Source organism: Halorhabdus rudnickae (assembly GCF_900880625.1).
Classification (GTDB): domain Archaea; phylum Halobacteriota; class Halobacteria; order Halobacteriales; family Haloarculaceae; genus Halorhabdus; species Halorhabdus rudnickae.
Window position 1 is genome coordinate 194,111 of the sequence record NZ_CAAHFB010000006.1, and the last position, 17,502, is coordinate 211,612.

21 protein-coding genes and 1 tRNA gene are annotated in these 17,502 nt (G+C 62.8%); 10 read left to right on the forward strand and 12 right to left on the reverse strand.

Translation table 11 applies throughout. The features are described 5' to 3' along the window. Nucleotides 1-80: 80 nt before the first annotated feature. A complete protein-coding gene (locus BN2694_RS15895) occupies nt 81-857 on the reverse strand; it encodes a PHP domain-containing protein (RefSeq protein ID WP_135667388.1) in 777 nt (258 codons plus the stop codon). Between the two features lie 147 nt (nt 858-1,004). Here BN2694_RS15895 and BN2694_RS15900 point away from each other — a divergent pair, with 147 nt between their 5' ends. Continuing rightward, nucleotides 1,005-1,292 (forward strand): DUF5789 family protein, encoded by a 288-nt coding sequence (locus tag BN2694_RS15900; protein WP_135667390.1) that lies wholly within the window; start codon nt 1,005-1,007, stop codon nt 1,290-1,292. A gap of 25 nt (nt 1,293-1,317) precedes the next feature. On the opposite strand, the gene BN2694_RS15905 is transcribed toward BN2694_RS15900, so the two are convergent. From BN2694_RS15905 to BN2694_RS15920, 4 genes are all read right to left on the reverse strand, one after another. Beyond that, on the reverse strand, nt 1,318-1,725 hold the full coding sequence (locus tag BN2694_RS15905) for a hypothetical protein (protein WP_135667392.1): 408 nt from the start codon (nt 1,723-1,725) through the stop codon (nt 1,318-1,320). A gap of 1 nt (nt 1,726) precedes the next feature. After that, a complete protein-coding gene (locus BN2694_RS15910; RefSeq protein ID WP_135667394.1) occupies nt 1,727-2,413 on the reverse strand; it encodes an RAD55 family ATPase in 687 nt (228 codons plus the stop codon). 68 nt (nt 2,414-2,481) lie between these two features. After that, nucleotides 2,482-2,757: a DUF7577 domain-containing protein gene (locus BN2694_RS15915; protein ID WP_135667396.1), complete on the reverse strand. Its 276-nt coding sequence runs from the start codon at nt 2,755-2,757 to the stop codon at nt 2,482-2,484. 58 nt (nt 2,758-2,815) lie between these two features. Further along, nucleotides 2,816-3,403, reverse strand: coding sequence for a response regulator (locus tag BN2694_RS15920; RefSeq protein ID WP_135667398.1), 588 nt, complete (start codon nt 3,401-3,403; stop codon nt 2,816-2,818). Nucleotides 3,404-3,587: 184 nt separating this feature from the next. On the opposite strand from BN2694_RS15920, the gene BN2694_RS15925 reads away from it, so the two are divergent. The 5 genes from BN2694_RS15925 (at nt 3,588) to BN2694_RS15945 (ending at nt 7,197) form a co-directional block, all read left to right on the forward strand. Further along, nucleotides 3,588-4,655, forward strand: coding sequence for an anthranilate phosphoribosyltransferase (locus BN2694_RS15925; RefSeq protein ID WP_394346589.1), 1,068 nt, complete (start codon nt 3,588-3,590; stop codon nt 4,653-4,655). Between the two features lie 51 nt (nt 4,656-4,706). After that, on the forward strand, nt 4,707-5,039 hold the full coding sequence (locus BN2694_RS15930; protein WP_135667402.1) for a hypothetical protein: 333 nt from the start codon (nt 4,707-4,709) through the stop codon (nt 5,037-5,039). Nucleotides 5,040-5,069: 30 nt separating this feature from the next. Beyond that, nucleotides 5,070-5,456 carry a DUF5658 family protein gene (locus tag BN2694_RS15935; RefSeq protein ID WP_135667404.1) on the forward strand — a complete coding sequence of 129 codons (387 nt, stop codon included), beginning with the start codon at nt 5,070-5,072 and terminating at the stop codon, nt 5,454-5,456. Nucleotides 5,457-5,667: 211 nt separating this feature from the next. Next, on the forward strand, nt 5,668-6,051 hold the full coding sequence (locus tag BN2694_RS15940) for a DUF5658 family protein (RefSeq protein ID WP_135667406.1): 384 nt from the start codon (nt 5,668-5,670) through the stop codon (nt 6,049-6,051). 105 nt (nt 6,052-6,156) lie between these two features. Further along, nucleotides 6,157-7,197, forward strand: a complete 1,041-nt coding sequence (locus BN2694_RS15945; protein ID WP_135667408.1) for a zinc-dependent alcohol dehydrogenase family protein — start codon at nt 6,157-6,159, stop codon at nt 7,195-7,197. Nucleotides 7,198-7,217: 20 nt separating this feature from the next. Here BN2694_RS15945 and BN2694_RS15950 read toward each other — a convergent pair whose 3' ends face one another. Continuing rightward, complete coding sequence (locus BN2694_RS15950; protein ID WP_244605486.1) at nt 7,218-7,754, reverse strand: hypothetical protein; 537 nt, start codon at nt 7,752-7,754, stop codon at nt 7,218-7,220. Nucleotides 7,755-7,898: 144 nt separating this feature from the next. Next, entirely contained in the window at nt 7,899-11,195 is a 3,297-nt protein-coding gene (locus BN2694_RS17470) for a GAF domain-containing protein (RefSeq protein ID WP_210409007.1), read from the reverse strand. A gap of 231 nt (nt 11,196-11,426) precedes the next feature. Here BN2694_RS17470 and BN2694_RS15975 point away from each other — a divergent pair, with 231 nt between their 5' ends. Beyond that, nucleotides 11,427-11,972: a peptidylprolyl isomerase gene (locus BN2694_RS15975; protein ID WP_135667410.1), complete on the forward strand. Its 546-nt coding sequence runs from the start codon at nt 11,427-11,429 to the stop codon at nt 11,970-11,972. A gap of 101 nt (nt 11,973-12,073) precedes the next feature. Next, nucleotides 12,074-12,427, forward strand: a complete 354-nt coding sequence (locus BN2694_RS15980) for a ferredoxin (protein WP_135667412.1) — start codon at nt 12,074-12,076, stop codon at nt 12,425-12,427. Nucleotides 12,428-12,442: 15 nt separating this feature from the next. Here the strand turns inward: BN2694_RS15980 and BN2694_RS15985 are convergent, their stop codons facing one another. Continuing rightward, nucleotides 12,443-12,982, reverse strand: coding sequence for a GNAT family N-acetyltransferase (locus BN2694_RS15985; protein ID WP_135667414.1), 540 nt, complete (start codon nt 12,980-12,982; stop codon nt 12,443-12,445). 151 nt (nt 12,983-13,133) lie between these two features. Here BN2694_RS15985 and BN2694_RS15990 point away from each other — a divergent pair, with 151 nt between their 5' ends. Beyond that, a complete protein-coding gene (locus tag BN2694_RS15990) occupies nt 13,134-14,291 on the forward strand; it encodes an MFS transporter (protein WP_167880069.1) in 1,158 nt (385 codons plus the stop codon). Between the two features lie 180 nt (nt 14,292-14,471). Beyond that, nucleotides 14,472-14,546, forward strand: a tRNA-Val gene (locus tag BN2694_RS15995). Between the two features lie 236 nt (nt 14,547-14,782). Here BN2694_RS15995 and BN2694_RS16000 read toward each other — a convergent pair. The 4 genes from BN2694_RS16000 to BN2694_RS16015 form a co-directional block, all read right to left on the reverse strand. Continuing rightward, nucleotides 14,783-15,418 (reverse strand): IS6 family transposase, encoded by a 636-nt coding sequence (locus BN2694_RS16000; protein WP_135662690.1) that lies wholly within the window; start codon nt 15,416-15,418, stop codon nt 14,783-14,785. Between the two features lie 95 nt (nt 15,419-15,513). After that, nucleotides 15,514-15,789 (reverse strand): hypothetical protein, encoded by a 276-nt coding sequence (locus BN2694_RS16005; protein WP_135667418.1) that lies wholly within the window; start codon nt 15,787-15,789, stop codon nt 15,514-15,516. 69 nt (nt 15,790-15,858) lie between these two features. Then, the gene (locus BN2694_RS16010) at nt 15,859-16,833 is read right to left on the reverse strand and encodes an aldo/keto reductase (protein WP_135667420.1); all 975 of its coding nucleotides are present in this window, start codon (nt 16,831-16,833) and stop codon (nt 15,859-15,861) included. Nucleotides 16,834-16,955: 122 nt separating this feature from the next. Next, nucleotides 16,956-17,480 carry a DUF7529 family protein gene (locus tag BN2694_RS16015; protein WP_135667422.1) on the reverse strand — a complete coding sequence of 175 codons (525 nt, stop codon included), beginning with the start codon at nt 17,478-17,480 and terminating at the stop codon, nt 16,956-16,958. Between the last annotated feature and the right edge of the window lie 22 nt (nt 17,481-17,502).

Consider the following 17,502-nt stretch of genomic DNA (forward strand, 5'->3'; position numbering starts at 1 on the left):
ACCTCTGGGTAACACGCCGGACACATTGAAGCCTCCGTTCGCGTCCGACGGACGGCAGACAGTTCTCGGTCACAGGGCACTTATCCAGTCAGTCGATCGCGGACGCGCCCGTAGGCCGGTTGGTCGAGACCAGCAATCCCAACGTCTTGGCCGTGGGCGTCGCTCCCGCCAGTCGCAAGCAGATCGTTGTCCCCAATCGCAGCCTCGACAGGTGCGAGGTCAACTGCTCGACCGTAGGGATAGGCCAGTTCGACGGCGTCGAGTTCGGCAACGCGGGACAACGCCGCGCCGGGGTCGTCGTACCGGAGCGGGTGGGCGAGACTCACCAGATCACACGCCTCTGCCAGCAATTCGCGGCCGCGCTCGTAGGACGTGATATCGCGGGCGACATAGCAGGGCCCGTCGTCGCCGATGAGGTGCTCGAACGCCTCGTCGTAGCCGTAGGACGCGGGACTCCGGGCGATCGCTCGCGCGACGTGGGGCCGACCCACGCCCGGACCGAACGAGATGTCGAGGTCGACGTCGATGTGGTCCTCGACCCGCGAGACGATCGTCCGGGCGCGCTCGATCCGGTCGCGCTGCAGACGGTCGATCTCGGCGCGGATTGCGGGCGTCGGATCGATCCCGTATCCCAGCAGGTCGAGCGGTTCCTCGTCGGTCGTGACGCGGAGTTCGATGCCACCGATTACGGTGACGCCGTCTTGATCGGTCAGTGCCACCTCGTCCGGAGGGAGACGGTCGTGGTCAGTGATCGCGACCGCCTCGAGACCGGCTCGGCGGGCCGCATTCGCGACACGCTCGGGCGCGAGCGAACCGTCCGAACGCGTGGTGTGAACGTGTAGATCGGCGACGACCATGGACCGGATTGGCCGAGGGCCCCCTTCCACCTTGCGGTGGCCCCGGCGCGGTGACGACCGCGGCTGTTCTGCCCTGTGTGACTCAGTTTCATGATCTCAGATTATTAATTGTTAAGGTTTATTAGGGACCATGATTTTTAGAGATGTATGCGGACGATTCAAGACGCGACCGACCGACTCAGAATGCACCACTATCCGACCACGACCGCCGACCTGCTGGCCGCGTGCGGCGACGTCGAGATAGAGTACTCGGACGGATCGGAGACACTCGCGGAAGTCTTCGGCCGCCTCGACGCAGAAACCTACGAAACACACGAAGAGGCTACAGCGGCGCTATACTCTGCCGTCAGCGCCGGCGCTATCGGCCGGAAGTTCTACAGCGATCGCGATCCGTTCAGCCCCGGTGCTGATGTCCGTACCCAGCGGTCGCTGTAGGCGGCGTCTCGGACACCGAAGCAGGTCACTTCCTGAGGAATTCCGGGAGTCGTTCGGCCTCGAGTTCATCCTCGATCGGTCGATCGAGTAGATCCAGCGAATCCAGTGCGGCCGGGAGTCCGTCACGATCGCCGGTCGGCAGGGCGTCCTCGTCGACTGTGGTCTTCGGACCGTCGTCCTCGACGAGTGCGTCCCAGACGTCCTCGTCCTCGTCGAACTCCCGGCGTTTCCCCGTTGCCTTTTGTTTGCCCTCCTGGTAGGCGAGTTCGACGATGCTACGGTCATAAGAGTTGACCGTCGTCTCGAGAACGCGGTCGTACTCCTCGGGATCGGGATCACCAAGGACCGAAGCCACACCCAGGGCAAACGCTCGCTCGGCGGCCTCGTTCTTGCCCAGTGTTTCCCACTCGGTACCGTAGGTGCGGTCGTACATATCAGGCCTGGACCTTCCGGTCCGTGTGGACGCACAATCCCTCGTCAGAAAACTCGATCTCGCGGATGTCACAGTCGATGGCAGTCCCGCGCATCTTGATCACCTGGATGCCCCGTTGCATCCCGCCGGACTCCAAGAAGTTGTGGAAGAAGATCACGCCGTGGGCCAGGTAGTGCTCGTCCGAGTAGGCACTCGGGTCGGTCATCTCCGAAATGAGGACGATCGTGGCGTCGGTCTGTTTCAGCGCCGAGAGAAAGCCCGTGATCTCGTCGCTGACATCGTTGAAGAAGTGCTGAAGCAACATCGTCGAGTCGATCACGACGCGGTCGACATCGTTGGACTCGATGTAGGCTACGAGGCGGTTTGTCAGCCCACCCTCCTTGCCGAACTGCGAGATCGCGCGCTTGCCTGGTTCTGTCACGAGGTTGAGGAACTGGACGGCGTTTGACTGGATCGCCCGGTCGAACCCGAACTCGAAGCCGGACATGTCCTCCTGCAGTTCCTTCTTGGTCTCGTGCATAGTCACATACAGACAGTTCTCGCCTTCCTTAGCACCCTGGGTGATGAACATCGAGGAGAACGTCGTCTTCCCGCTACCTGGCGGGCCGCTGACGACGTAGAGGCGGTCCGACAGCAATCCACCGTCGACGAGGTCGTCGAACCCCGGCACACCACTGGCCACACGCATATTTGAGCTATGACACCGTCGGCACTAAGGTGTTTCTTCAGTGTTCTCAGTGATGATACTCGAATGGCTCAGCGCAGTGCCCGAATACACTCCCGACAGTAGGTATAACTCGACTCGCACGCGTTGGACGCCCCACAGTGTGGACACCGAATCGATCCGTCGGCGACTGCCCCGTCGCGGTCCGGGCTATCTATCGCCGGATGCATCGCCAGGTCACCCTCGCCGTACCCCGGCGTCGGTTCCTCGATAGTGGTCCGATCACCCTGGAGGTACCAGTAGACGACCGCCTGAAACAGCAAGAATCCCAGGGCATACGCCAGGATCCAGCCCCAGACAGGAGCCATGTGCTAACGTATGTCTCGGTAGTACTTGGGTTTTCGGTTCAAGAAGAGTCCGGCCGCGCTATCGGTCCTCTTCGCTGTCTGTGTCGAGGTCTGTGAATACGGTAGAGAGATCGTCGTCGTCGAAAGTCGAGAGCGTGTCGTCGAGTTCCGCTCTGAGTTCGTCCCGTCGGTCCAGCAGTTGCTGGAACGCATCGTTGTGATTTAGCTCGGCTTCGCTCTTGTTGGCCCGGAGGGTGGCCAGTTTCGTCGTCAACCGGTAAAACTGCTGGAACTGCTCCTCGTAGGACTGAAAGGACAGGAGTCGCTCGATGGTGTCGAATAAGTCTTCGCGGGAGACTGGCTTGGTGATGTAGTCGTCGAACGGCATCTCGATGACGTCGAAGTCCGGGTCGACGGCCGTGACCATCGCGATCCGACAGTCCAGAGTGCGATCGCGAATCCTATCGAGGACCTCGTCGCCGGAGATCCCCGGCATCCGCCGATCCAGCAGGATGACGTCGATGGTCTCGTCGACGGTTTCGAGGGCTTCCTGGCCGCTGTAGGCCGTCAGAACCGTGTATCGGTCCTCGAGTTGGGCCGCGTAGGCGTCGGCGACATCTGACTCGTCGTCGACCACCAGCACGATAGGGGCGACACTTGCGGACATCTAACGATCGATACTGGCGTGGCAGATGTGATAAGGTTTCTGGCGTTTGATCCACTGGAGTCCAACGCCCCCTATTGGATCCAGTCGATCCGGGGTCGGACGATCCGAAGAAGGAAACGGGCGTCATCGACGCCGACGAAACCTCGCCGGTATCCGGTGGCTTAAGCACGATTCGGTGCCACGTCTGATCATGACTGACGACTCCACTGGGGAATGGCCTCTCCACAGACTGATGACCGATGTAGTCGGTTCGGGCCACAAGTCCGCCGACGACATGACGCGGTCGCAGGCCCGAGAAGCCATGAACCGGATCTTGGCTGGCGAGCCTGCCGAGACGACTCTGGGCGCGTTCTGGCTTGCCAACCGCTGGAAGCGCAACACCCCCGAAGAACTCGCCGCGTTCGTCGACGTCCTGCGTGAGGAGAGCGTGCGAACGGCGACACCGGAGGCTGACCCGGTCGACTGTGGGGCCAACTACGACGGCAAAGGCTCGACCGCGCTGCTCGGCGTCGCCGCCGGACTCGTCGCCGCGGCGGCCGGGACGCCAGTCGTCGTCCACAGCGGTGATCGCGTCCCGACACAGAAACAGACCGCATACAGGCACGTCCTCGAAGCACTCGGCGTCCGGACGGACCTCGAACCGGACGAGAGCGCCGACATGGTCGACGACGTAGGCTTTGGGTTCTACTACCAGCCCAACGTCGATCCCGGGACGACAGCGCTGTTGGACCGCCGCGACGAGATGGGCGTCCGGACGTTCCTCAACACTGTCGAGACGCTGATCGACCCCGCAAACGCGACCGTTCACCTGGGTAGTTTCTATCATCTTGCGTTCGCGAAGAAACTTGCCGGCACGCTCGAAGCGTCCCGGGAACTCCCCTTCGAGCGCGCGCTGTTCGTCCAGGGTCTAGAGGGGTACGACGACGTCCGGCCCGGTTCGACGACGATCGCAGAGTGGGACGGCGGCGAGGGGATTGCGGACGCGACGATCGAAACTGCCGAGTACGGGTTCGGCGCGAGCGAGGACGCCCTGGAAGTGGCTGACGTCGCCGCCGACTCCGCCACCATCACCGAGGACGTTCTGGCGGGCGAACGGACGGACGCGTTCGCCGATGCCGTGGCACTCAACGCCGCGTTGCGCATGTACGCACGCGAAGATGTCGCCGATATCAACACAGGTGTCGAGACCGCCCGAGAGATACTCCAGAGCGGTGAGGCGTCAGCAAAACTGAACGCACTCCGGGCGTTCTGAGCCGGTGACCGGAGTCCCCGGAGCTATAGTTCTACGGGCCCTTGGCCCGGTATGGTCGAAGTCTCCTACTACTGCCCGTACTGCGGCGCGGTCACGAGCGTCGATCGCGCCCCGGAGTTACGGGACCGATCAGTGCAGGCCCAGCCGGATCCCGAACGGGAGTATGCAGCCACGACGGGCGACCTCGATGCCGCAGACGGTATCGAGCTCGTCTGTCTAGGTGACGTAGACGTACCCGATCGAGGACCGAGCCGGCCCGCGACGGACAACGCACCACCAAGGACCGACCGACAGGACGGCCCGATACCCGGCAAGGACGGCTGTGGTCGGACGTTCTACCTGAACTACTACCAGTCGCCGACGTGGGTCGAGCCACGAACCTGATCGGTGGGACCCGTTCCCGACTCTCCCCCGATGGACCTCAGAACCCTTCCCGAGCGAGTCGTGCCCGCCTGGTTCGAGGCGGGCCTGTTCGCCCTCGAAGACGTCCTCGAGCCACAGCCACTACCCGAAGCCGACGCCGTTCTCTGGGCGGTCGTCATTGTGGGATCTGCCCTGGATGTCGTGACCACTATCGTCGGTGTCGGGTCGGGCCTCTCTGAAGGGAACGCAGTCGCACGCGCGTTCATGGCTACCTACGGGACGCCGGGGATCGGCGCGCTCAAACTCCTGGCCCTGCTCGCGCTGGTGGGTGCCTGGGGATACCTGAAAGGCGAGTCCTCGCGACTCGTCCTCATGGGATTTGCACTGGTGACGCTGCTGGTGAGCGCCCTCAACACACTCACGCTCGCGGGACTGTGAGCGGTTCGACGCTCGGTGTTCCACTGACACACCGTCGACGGACATACACTGTTGAAGCGCACCCACCGACGACTGACCTGGACGACACTCATCGTCGCCACCCCTTACCCGAGATGAAATTCAGGATCGAAAAAATAAATAAGCCGGTCGTTGACACGGCAGGTAGTCGGGCGACGGACGGGGGATCCGTCGTCCACGGAAAGTGGGATGGATGGGAGACCAGCAGACAGCTACCGACCGGACAGTATCGACGCGAGAGAGTATCGACGCGACAACCAACATCGAGCGAGGGATCTCGCTTTCGACACTCACGGTCGCGCTCTGGACGGCAGTGCTCGCGGCGTCGGCCCTCGACATCCTGACGACGACACTGGGTCTTGGGCGTGGGCTCTCGGAGGGGAACGCGCTGACCCGATGGCTCCTCGAGACAGTCGGTGTCCCCGGACTCGCAGGACTGAAAGTCGCCGCTTTGGCCGTTCTCGCCGTGACCTGGTACCTCGTCGACGAACAACAGGGACAGGCCGCCCTCGCGGGGTTCGGTGGCGTCACCGCGGTCGTGGTCGCGCTCAACGTCGTCACGATCGCCACCGCGTGATATCCTCCCCGCGCCAAAGCGCGAGGCTCTCACCTCGAACTTTCCGTAACTCCCGCCCGGGATCGCGGCCGCCGATTTAAGGCCGTCCCGCCCCAGAAACGGGGCATGCGCGCAGCCGTCTACCACGGCCCAGGCGAAATCGCGATCGAAGAAGTTCCCAACCCCGAGATCGAATCACCGACGGACGCGATCGTCCGCGTGACCCATACTGCCATCTGCGGGTCGGACCTCTGGCCGTACCGCGGAGAATCCGATCGGGACGTACCGTCCCGTATCGGTCACGAGCCGATGGGCATCGTCGAGGAGACGGGCGACGACGTGCGCTCGGTCGAGCCCGGGGATCGCGTGTTCGCCCCCTTCGTCATCAGCTGTGGCGAGTGTGAGTTCTGCCGAAAGGGACTCCACACGTCCTGTGTGAACGGCGACTCCTGGGGCGGCGAGAACGGCGGCGCCCAGGGCGAGTACGTCCGGGCGCGTCACGCGGATGGAACGCTCGTGCGCGTTCCCGACCGCCACGCCGACGACGAGGACACACTCCGTGCGATCCTCCCACTGACAGACGTTATGGGAACCGGCCACCACGCCGCCGTCAGTGCGGGTGTGGCGGCGGGCGCGACCTGCGTGGTCGTTGGCGACGGCGCGGTCGGACTGTGTGGCGTCCTCGCCGCGCGACGACTCGGCGCCGAACGGATCGTCGCGATGGGCCACCACGAGGACCGCCTGGAACTCGCCGAACAGTTCGGCGCCACCGAAACCATCGCTGCCCGTGGCGACGATGCGATCGAACGCGCACTGGAGGTTACGCACGGCGGCGCGAATCACGTCATGGAATGTGTCGGGGCCGCCAGCGCGATGGACACCGCGATCGCCGTCGCCCGACCCGGTGGAACCGTCGGGTACGTCGGTGTCCCACACGGGACCGACGAGGAAGGACTCGACGTGTTCGGGCTGTTCGGTGACAACGTCACGCTCCGGGGTGGCGTCGCGCCAGTGCGGGCCTACGCCGAGGAGCTGCTCGCAGACGTGATCGGTGGAACTCTGGACCCTTCACCGATCTTCACGAAAACGGTCGACCTGGATGGGGTACCTGACGGGTACCAAGCGATGGACGAGCGTGAAGCGATCAAGGTGCTGGTCAAGACGTGATGGCTGCCGGTGAGCCGAACTCAATTCGACTGCTGTGGTGCCCGGCCGAGAATCCGATCCGCGAGACTCCCGAGGGCCTTCAGCGCGACATTGACGTAGAGGCCAACGAGAAAGGACACGCCGGCGGTGAAGCGCGCGCCCTCGACGCCCTCGACGCCGCCGAAGTTTCCGACGAAGAGGTAGACGCCGGCCGCGAGGATACACGCGGCCGGGATCCGCATCGCCATCTCCACTAAGTGCTCCCAGCGGTTCCACTCCGTGTACTGGTCGAGTTTGTGCATCAGACGGGTGAAGATGTACCCGAGCGTCCCGAGCGCGGCGTAGAGATACACGTACACGGGAATCGTCACCGGATTCGTTTCGGATCCTTCGGGGATGGCGACGACCCACTCGAAGAGACCGGTTGACAGTGCGATCCCGACTGCCGTCAGGGCTCCGAACACCGCAATCACGATCCAGTTCAACAACGACCAGTCGCCCCCGTCGCCGACCGTCTCGGTCGCCCCCGTCGCCTCGGAGGGTGTCCCCGTTTCCCCCTGCAGTCCGTCCGGCACCATGAACGACGTATTGGATTAGCAATAGTAAAAGCCACCGTCGTCTGCGTCCGGACAGAAAACGGACTCACCGACGATGCGACACACGATCCCGCGGCCGACGCCGACCCGGTGAACCCTAGGCGCGTCTGGGCAACCTCACAGCGACTACTCGACGGCGACGCCGGTAATCTCGAAGCGAGCGCCGCCGTCGTGACTTTCGGTGATAGCGATCTCCCAGCCGTGGACATCGACAGCCCGTTCGACGATGGCGAGCCCGTATCCCGTCCCGTCGTCAGTCGAATAACCGACGTCGAAGACGGTCGACCGCTCGTCAGCAGAGATTCCGGGTCCATCGTCAGCGACGTAAAAGCCGTCCTCGAGATCGCCGACCGTTACGGTCACGGCCCCACCCCCGTGTTCGACGGCGTCCTGACGAACTTGTGAGTCAGGGCTCGTGGAGCCATGCTCCACGGCGTTCCCGAACAGGTTCTGGAGAACGTGTTGTAACTGGCTTCGATCGGCCCGAACTGCCTGTTCGGTTTCGAGTACGAGCGTGGCGTCGGCCGTCGCGACCGTCTCCCAGCAGCGCTCAGCCAGTTCCCCCAGGTCGAGTGTCTCGATGTCGATGCCCCTGTCGCGCTCCAGCGTGAGTCCGAGCAGGTCGTCGATCAGCGTCTCCATGCGCTCGTGGGCGTCCATCACGGTATCGAGTGCCCCGGCGTCGTACTCCTGGGCGAGGAGTTCGACGTTGCCGCGAGCGACCGACAGCGGGTTTCGGAGATCGTGGCTCACGATGCTTGCAAACTCCGCTAACCGCTCGTTGTGGCGTTCGAGGCGGCGTTCGTGTTCGAGTCGGTCGAGCGCACTCTCGGCGTGGCTCACCAGGAGTTCCGCCAGTTCGAGGTCGGATTCGTCGAATGCACCCGGTTGCTCGGCTACGGCCTGGAACACGCCGTGCTCCCCGATCGGGACGCTGATCCGCGATCGAAACGGACCCTGTGAGTGAGCCGCCGGGTGGGTCTGAACGTCGTCGACCAACAGCGACTCGCCCGTTCGATACGTTTCTGTGACGACCCCGTCCCCAACCGACAGCTCCGCTGTCGCGTTCTCGGGGGCGTCCGCCGAGAGAGCGACAGTCCGGAGCGTCCCGTCTGCCTCGATGTCGATGGCACTGAGGTCGAACTCGAGGATCTCCTCGCTGGCTTCGATCGTCCGGTCGTAGACGTACTCGGCGGACTCACATGCCTGGAGAGCTGTCGCGACGTCGTGTAAGGCCTCGAGTTTCTGTTCACGACGTTCGCGGTCCGTGACGTCGATGGCCGTCAGGTACACGCGAGAATAGTCGTCAGCGTTCGCGTCCGGAACCCGGACGTCGAGGATCTCATCCATCCGGTCACCGTCGAAGGTCTGTGCGACAGTCTGGACCCGAAAGTGAGTCTCACCGTCGGCGAGTCGACGCCAGAGCTCGGCGTTGGCCGCGTAAGCCTCCGGGGTAAAGAGCTCATCCACGTTCGCCATCAGAGCCTCCTTCGACGGCGCACCGTACCGGTCTACCGCCTCCGCTGAGACGTCCAGAATCTCGACGAGTTCCAGAATCGTGTGGACCTCCGCGGGGTTCGCTTCGATATACGCTTGCACGTCATCAACCTCGCCCCGCAACGACTCGACGTACTCTCTCACGGCCGAGAAATCTTCTACCCAGACGACGGCTGGGTTCGACTCGAACAGCGATCGATAGCGGCATTCGCTCTCGGCGAGGGCCTGTTCGCGTTGCTTGCGCTCGTCGATGTCGAGGTTGATCCCGACCGCCCGGATCGGATCGCCCTGTTCGTCCCGGTCGACGAGCCGCCCGACACAACGGATCCACAGCCAGGAGTCGTCGTCGGTTCGCACCCGGAGTTCGTCATCGAAATCCGCTGTCTCGCCGGAGAGATGGGCCTGGAATTTCTCCCGGGCCGCCGGCAAGTCGTCGGGATGGACGCGCGCCTCCCAGGCGTCGATATGGGAGTCGATGTCCGCCGGCGAGGACTCGAGCATCGTCGCCCACTGGTCGTTGAACTGGACGGTGTCGGTCCGAACGTCCCAGTCCCAGATGCCGATCCCGGCCGCATCGACAGCCAGGTCGAGTCGCTCTTTGAGTCGGCGCAGTTCCCGCTCGCGTTCGGTCCGTTTGGTGATATCACGCATCGAACCGACGACCCCGATGATCGTCCCATCGTCGTCACGCAGCGGGTAGTCCCGTACGGAGAACGTCCGGGGCTCGCCGTCAGGCCCGGCCCGTTCGATCTCGTAGCTGAGAACGTTCCCGTTCAGGACAGCTTCTTCGCGTTGCTCGATGGCCGCGTCCCACTGGTCACCGAGAACGTCCGGCAGCGGCAGGTCGCCGACGTCGTCGGCCCCGATCCCGTGGAACTCTCGATAGCGCTCGTTGGCGAAGATCAACGTATACTCCCTGTCGATGCCTGCCAGAAGATCACTCGAGGACTCGACTACGTGCTCGTAGAGCCGAAGATCTGCCCGCTGTTCGCGCAGTTCCCGTTCGCTCTCGACGCGATGGATCGCGTGGGCGACGTCCTGGCCCAACTCGACCAGTAGGTCCCGTTCCCGGTCGTCGATGAATTCCGCACACCCGCTATAGACAGTCAACACCCCGTACAGCGTGTCTTCGTACAGCAGCGGGATCGCCGCGACGCCGCGAATGTCGTACTCACGAGCCAGCGTCTGCCAGGTATCCGCAGATGGATCCACGGGAATCGACTGGGTAGTCGCCAGTTCCCGATCGCGGAACGCGCGTCGGACCGGTGCGGTGGTCGCGTCAGTCGCTTCGATGACCGACGGAACCGCCTCGAGGTAGCCGGTAGCATCGCCGGCGCTGGCACGGAAATGGATCTGCTGGCCCGAATCGCCCTCGTCGACGCCGATCCAGGCCAGCCGGTAGGGATCGACCTGGCTGATCGTCCGACAGACCGCCGACTCGATCGCCTCGCGGCTTCGAGCACGGACGAGGTCCTGATTGATCTCCCGGAGAATCTCTCGGATCCGGGACACCGCCTCCGCCCGTTCCCGGCTGCGAGTCGTGTCGACGGCGTTGACGATCTTGTTGGCGAGGAGAACATACTGACTGGTGCCACCCTGTTTTTGCAGGTAGTCAGTGATACCGGCCGAGATCGCTCGGCTCGCAACGGCTTCGCTGCCTTTCCCGGTGAAGAGAATGAAGGGGACCTCAGAGTGGTCCTCGCGGACAGCCTCGAAGAACTCGATGCCGTCACGTCCCGGCATGTCGTATTCGCTGACGATACAGTCGACATCGATTTCCGACAGCCGCGCCAGCCCATCCACCGCGCTCGTCGCGGTTTCGACGACGATCCGGTCGTCCTCTCGCTGTAAGTACGTCGCGGTGAGTTCGGCGAAGTCCGGATCATCGTCGACGTGCAACACGGCGATGTCGGTCCCCTGCGCCATCGTCTGATCGATACCTTCTCGGCGGCAGTAAATAAAGAGTCGGTGCGATTACCCCCGTTTCGGTCGGCGTGATGGGTGCTGGCTGTGCGGGCGAGACAGCTGTAGCGTGGATCAAGGAGGCAATGACGCGATCGAAGAGGGACACGAGACCGTCGAACCCGTACGGGCGATACCCGGGAACGCGCCACCACAACCACCACGGTTATCCATCCGCCACTCCTCGGCAGTTCTATGAGCGATCTGACAGCGACCTTGGAGACGACCCACGGCGACATCGAAGTCGAACTGTACGACGAGCGAGTGCCGACGACCGTCGAGAACTTCGTCAACCTAGCAGCACACGACCCCGCAGCCGACGCCGAACCGGCCCCAGAGACACCGACCTGGGAGGATCCCGAGACGAGTGAGATCCGCGGTGACGCCTTCTACGAGGACATCCCGATCCACCGCATCATCGACGGATTCATGGTACAGATGGGCGATCCGACGGGGACCGGTCGCGGCGGGCCGGGCTACACCTTCGACGACGAGTTCCACGACGAGCTGGGCCACGACGGCCCGGGTGTCCTCTCGATGGCCAACAGCGGCCCGAACACCAACGGCTCACAGTTCTTCATTACGCTGGACGCCCAGCCCCACCTCGACGGCGACCACGCCGTCTTCGGTGAGGTCATCGACGGCATGGACGCCCTCGAGGAACTCGGCAATGTCGAGACCGGTCCGCGGGACGAGCCGGTCGAGGACGTTCGTCTCAAATCCGTCGAGATACACGAGTAATCTCCCCGACGAGCCAGCCAACGCGATCGATCGCGTCCGCGATCCGGGCGGCTTTTGCAGCCATCGGCACCGGCTTGCCGTCGGAACGCCCCAGCCCTACCATGAGTGATACCGAAGGGCAAGACAACGACGCTATCGACCCAGCAGAGATCGGCGAGCGCGACGCCCCGCCGATCGACGAAAAGCCCTACAAGGTGGTCTTCGAGGCCAACAAGTGTATCGGGGCCGGGAAGTGTTCCCAGGTCGCCGACAACTGGGAACTAGACCTCGAGACGGGGATCGCCCGTCCGAAGCGATACTTCATCGACGAGGGCGAACTCGATGCGAACGTCGAGGCCGCTAAGGTCTGTCCAGCCAAGAAGGATCGAGGGGTCATCCACGTTATCGACCGCCGGACAAACGAGGAACTCGCACCCGATCCCCAGGGTGACGGAACGATCTCCGTCGACTGGTGACGCGTTTCGGCGTTTTTATTCTCTATCGAGATCGAACTCCTCGGCCAGCACGCCGTACCAGTGGACGTCACGGAACTGGCCGTCAGAAAAAGTCGCCTCGCGGTGGATGCCCTCGTGGGTGAATCCGAGTTTTTCGAGGACGCGACGGGAGGCGTCGTTGCCGTCGAAAACCTTCGCCTCGACGCGGTGGAGGCCGAGGTCACGGAACGCGTAGGCGACGATTGTCCCGATAGCGTCAGTGGCGTAGCCGTTGCCATGGTGGTCGGCCGCCACCCAGTACCCCAGTTCGCCCCGCCGGTCCTTCTCCGAGAGATCGTGAAAACTCACCATACCGACCGGCTCTTCGTCGACGGTAATCAGGAGATGAATGGTCTCCTCGTCGGAGATCGTCTCCTCGTAGAACGCCTCGACCTGCTCGCGGTTCGAGGGGACGGGCCATCCCAACGTACGCCAGACGCGTTCGTCCGATCGCTCACGCTGCACGAACGCGAGATCTTCCTCCTCGATCGGCCGGAGGGCCACGGTTTCGCCTTCGAGAAACACTGGACCAGGCATGGCGCGTGGCTTTGTCCAGTTCTATCTTAACGGTGCCGACCGTCCATGTGACGGTTACCCATTACACCCTGTGGATACATATGAAGGCTTATTTCATCATATGTGGAAAGATGTGAAAGATGCGAGCCGATGGGACAGGCAGGGATGGACTGTGCTGAGCGACGAGCGGCGGTACCAGTTGCTGTATCTCGTCCTGTATGCGGCAGCGAACGGTATTTCGGGATACCGGAACGTCTTCTTCGAGGACATCGGTCTCTCGGAGGCCCAGATGGGGGTAATCGGCGCGGTACTGGTCGGGGCCGGGATCCTCGTCCAGCCGATCTGGGGGGTGCTGGCCGACGCCTACGGTCGGACAAAACTCGCGATGGCCGTCGGTGCGCTCGTCTCGATCGTTGGCGGCCTGCTGTTTCCGCTGGGGTTGATCGTCGAGTCGCCGTTTCTGTTGATGCTGCTGGCGGCGGTCATCTACTCGGCGTTCCGCTCGCCCATCATCCCGCTTGCAAACTCCATGGTGATGGGTTCCGGGATCAACTTCGGGAACGTGCGGGCGTTCGGGAGCGTCGCTTTCGGCGTCGGCATCCTCGCGATGGGGCCGCTGGTCGACGCGTTCGGGACGGCCACGATCTTCGTGGTTTACGCCGTCGGGATGGTCATCTTTGTCGTCTCGTTGCGCGAACTCCCGAAACCACCAGCCACCGATCTCACGCCGGAGTTCCGTGCGGACAGTCTTCGCTTGGTCACTGATCGACGGTTCGTCCTGTTGTTGCTGGTCGCGGTCTTGATCGGGGCGGCAACGACAACCGGAGGCGCCTTTTTCTCGGTGTACATCCGAGCAATCGACGCGGGCGATTCGATGACCGGCGCGGCCTGGTTCGTCCGGACTCTCGCTGAGGCGGCCGTCTTCGTCGGGGCGGCCCGCCTCGGGTGGCGCCACCGCTCGCAGTTGCTCCTCGGGACAGTGATCCTTGCACTTTCCTTTGTCCTGTACGTGACGCCCGGGACACTCCCGGCAGTTTTCCTGGCACAAGTGCCCCAGGGGGCCGGGTTCGCCTTCTTCACGTTGGCGTCGGTCTCGCTGGCACACGAGTACGCTCCCGAGGCGTTGAGTGCCTCTGCCCAGGCGGCGCTGGCGGCGATCGGACTCGGGACCGGCCGAGTTGCGGGCCAGGTCGTCGGTGGCTGGATCGCGACCGTCGTCGGTGTCGAGGGGATGTACGTCTACGTCGTCTTGGCCGCCGGGATCGCCGGATTGCTGAGTTTGGGATTTTTCGTCTCGCCAAGCTCGGATCGATCTGTCACCGTCGGGTGACTGACTGGTCGCCCGTTCCTCGTCGTGGTTCTCGGGGATCACTATCGTCTGGCGCGGCGTTCGGGGTCTGTGGCGGTGACAGGGCCGATCGCGCGCCGACCGGGACTTCCTCACGGGGTTAGCTCCGTTTCGAAACCTTCAATTGTGCCTGCAAACTACGAAGGGATACGAAGGTCGATCGGGTTGGTGGTCTAGGTTGGTTATGACACCTCCTTGACATGGAGGAGGTCGGCGGTTCAAATCCGCCCCAACCCACTTGCGCGACGCGCATTCCTCAAGGAAACAATCCCCGAGCAGTACTGGGGTTTTGTTCCTTTCACCGTTCTCAATTAAACTGCGGAGCAGCTTCTCTTGAGTCACCACAGGGCCGTAAAGCGATTCACTTTCAAGGAGACGCGTCAGCATCAATAAGCTACCGGTAGCTGTGTATTGAAATGGAATTATGACACACCACAGATTGGGCGAATTACACTGGGATAATCCGGTAGTGTTCAGATAAGCTGGTTCCATGCAAATGCGAAAGATCTGAGCCAGTCGTCAGCTGTTTCCGCAGCGGCGTGACTGAAACAGTTTGAAAACGAAGATGTTCTACGTTTTACCTCACGAAAGACACGTTCGACGCTGTTCCGATTTCCAGCGCGTTCGTATCTGAAATCGAGGCCGTGTCGGTTGCAAGCGTCTTTCAAGGAGTGCGACCCATCGATGAGAAACATCGCGTCGTCAAGATCGTGTTTCTCGCGGAGTTCGCGAAAGAACGCGTGAGCAAGAGCTGAATTTGTAGTTGGTTCAAGCGTTGTATGGAGCAATTCGTTTGTATCGGGATCGACGGCAGCGTACAGCCAGTATCGCTCGTTGTCGAGTCGGATCACGGTTTCGTCAACCGCAACGTGATCCGGGCTCCGTCCAGTTTCGGGCTGTAGATCGGCCTTGTGAACCCAGTTGTGGACGGTTGAACGAGCGCGTTGGACACCGAATACCTCAAGAATTGAAACAGTATTCGAAAGCGATAGTCCAGCAAGATGCAACTGAATACTGAGCTTCATCAAAAATCGCGGTGTCGCTTCTCGCTCCACAAACTCTAAGTCGATCTGGTCGATACTACCGCTGAGGCGTGCGTTTTCGGGCATAGACACTTTGAAAACGCCACGCCTCATCCTTCAATCCTTATCTGAACACTACCGACTCCACGGCGTAAAGTCCGGTCGTCTGTCGCCTCGGCGGCTCAGACGCCGCCATGACGGACCCCGAATTGGCTGTAGCCGCCGTGTGAGAGTTCAAGCGCCCCGAGCCACCAGTTCCAGCGCTCGACGAGGTCCCACTCGTCGGGGGCGTCGGCGAGGTTGGCGACGACGATCTCGACGGTCAGCGGAGCGTCGAAGTCCCGTTCGTAGCGGCCCGCGTCGTCGAGATCGGTCGCCTGCCGGGCCACCACTCTCGCGGCCCGTGGGACCGCGTCGAAGCGCTCGACCAGCCGCGTCTCCAGTCGATCCCTGTCCACGACGGCCGTTGGTCCGGCAGACGCTTCAACGCGGCGGGTCGGCGCCGACCGCGGGCTGTCGGTCGACCGTCACTCGTGGCCGACGATCGGCTGGGGCTCGTAGGGGTCCTCCAGATACTCGACATCCGACTCGCTGAGGTCGATCTCCATCGCCTCGACGGCCTCCTCTAAGTGCTTGACGCTGGTCGTCCCGACGATCGGCGCGGTGACGTACTCGTTTTGATATTGCCAGGCCAGCGCGATCTGGGCCATCGTCACGCCGTACTCTTTGGCGAGCTCCTCGACCCGTTCGTTGATCTCTCGGCCGCCGCCGCGGGTGTACTCGTCGGTAGGGTTGTGGAAGTTCTCCGGGTCGCCCCGGTCGGTGGCTTCGAGTTCGTCGAACGGGCGCGTCAGGAAGCCCTGCCCGAGTGGCCCCCACGGGATGACCCCCATGTTCTCTTTCTCGGTGAGCGGGAGCATCTCGCGTTCCTCCTCGCGGTAGGCCAGGTGGTAGTGGTTTTGCATCGTCTCGTAGCTCACGAGGTCCTCGCGTTCGCTCACTCGGAGGCGCTCGGAAAGCTGGTGGGCCCACATCGAAGAGGTCCCGACGTGGCGAACCGTTCCCTGCTGGACGGCGTCGTCGAGCGCCCGGAGGGTTGTTTCCAAGGGGGTGTTGGGATCGACGCGGTGGGTCTGATAGAGGTCGATCGTGTCCATGCCCAACCGATCGAGGCTGTTGTCGAGTTCCTGCTGGACGGTCTTCCGTGAAAGTCCCGACGCGTTGGGCGAGTCCTCGCCGACGGGGAAGCGGACCTTCGTCGCGACGACCTGCTCGTCGCGGTCGTGTTCGGCCAGGACGTCACCGAGGATCGCCTCGCTTTCGCCGTCGGAGTAGGCGTTTGCGGTGTCGAAGAAGTTCACGCCCAACTCGATCGCCCGTTCGATGATCTCGCGGGACTCCTCCACGTCGAGCATCCAGGGCTCCTCGCTGCCGAAGCTCATCGCCCCGAGACACAGCTGGCTGACCTCCATACCGGTCGAACCGAGTGTGGTATACTCCATACCCACACGCTTCGTCAGCAGCCCCTATACCGTTGTATATAGGAACGTATTTCTTCACATATTCTCACCGTTCCCGTGCCGCGAGCGTCTGTCGCCAGCGCTCAGCGAGCGTCGATGTCGAACTACTTCGAGTTGGGGAAAAACTGCTCGGCGTCGTCGTGTTCGATCGTTTCCAGCAGCGTCCCGTCGAGTTTTTTGAGATGGGTGTACATCTCCTCGCGTTCGAGAGCAGCCTCGACCAGCACCGACGCGTTTTGCTTTCTGTAGGTCCCCGCCACGAACAGGGCGCGGTCCCGTTCCGTGTCGAGACACTCGGTGACGACGAATACGTGGCCGGCACTACTCGCCTGGTAGACGACGGTCTCGTCGAAATCGGTCTCCTTGGAAAACGCCAGCAACTCCTCGGCTTGGTTGCTCGCTACGATGTACACGAGTCCCCATTCGTCCGCCTCACCGGATCCGGGCGGTTTCGGCGTGGTGTCGTCGGACGTGAGAATCAGCGTCTCGAACCCGGAGCTGGCACGGTCTCTCGCCATCGCCGCTACGTCTTCGAGCGTCTGTTCCCAGCCACTGCGGGCCGCCTCACTGGTTGCGAGCAACTGCTCGCCGTCGTCGAGAGTCACGTCGTCCGGGCCGAGTCTGACCATGTTCTTCGTTACAGGTTCAGGC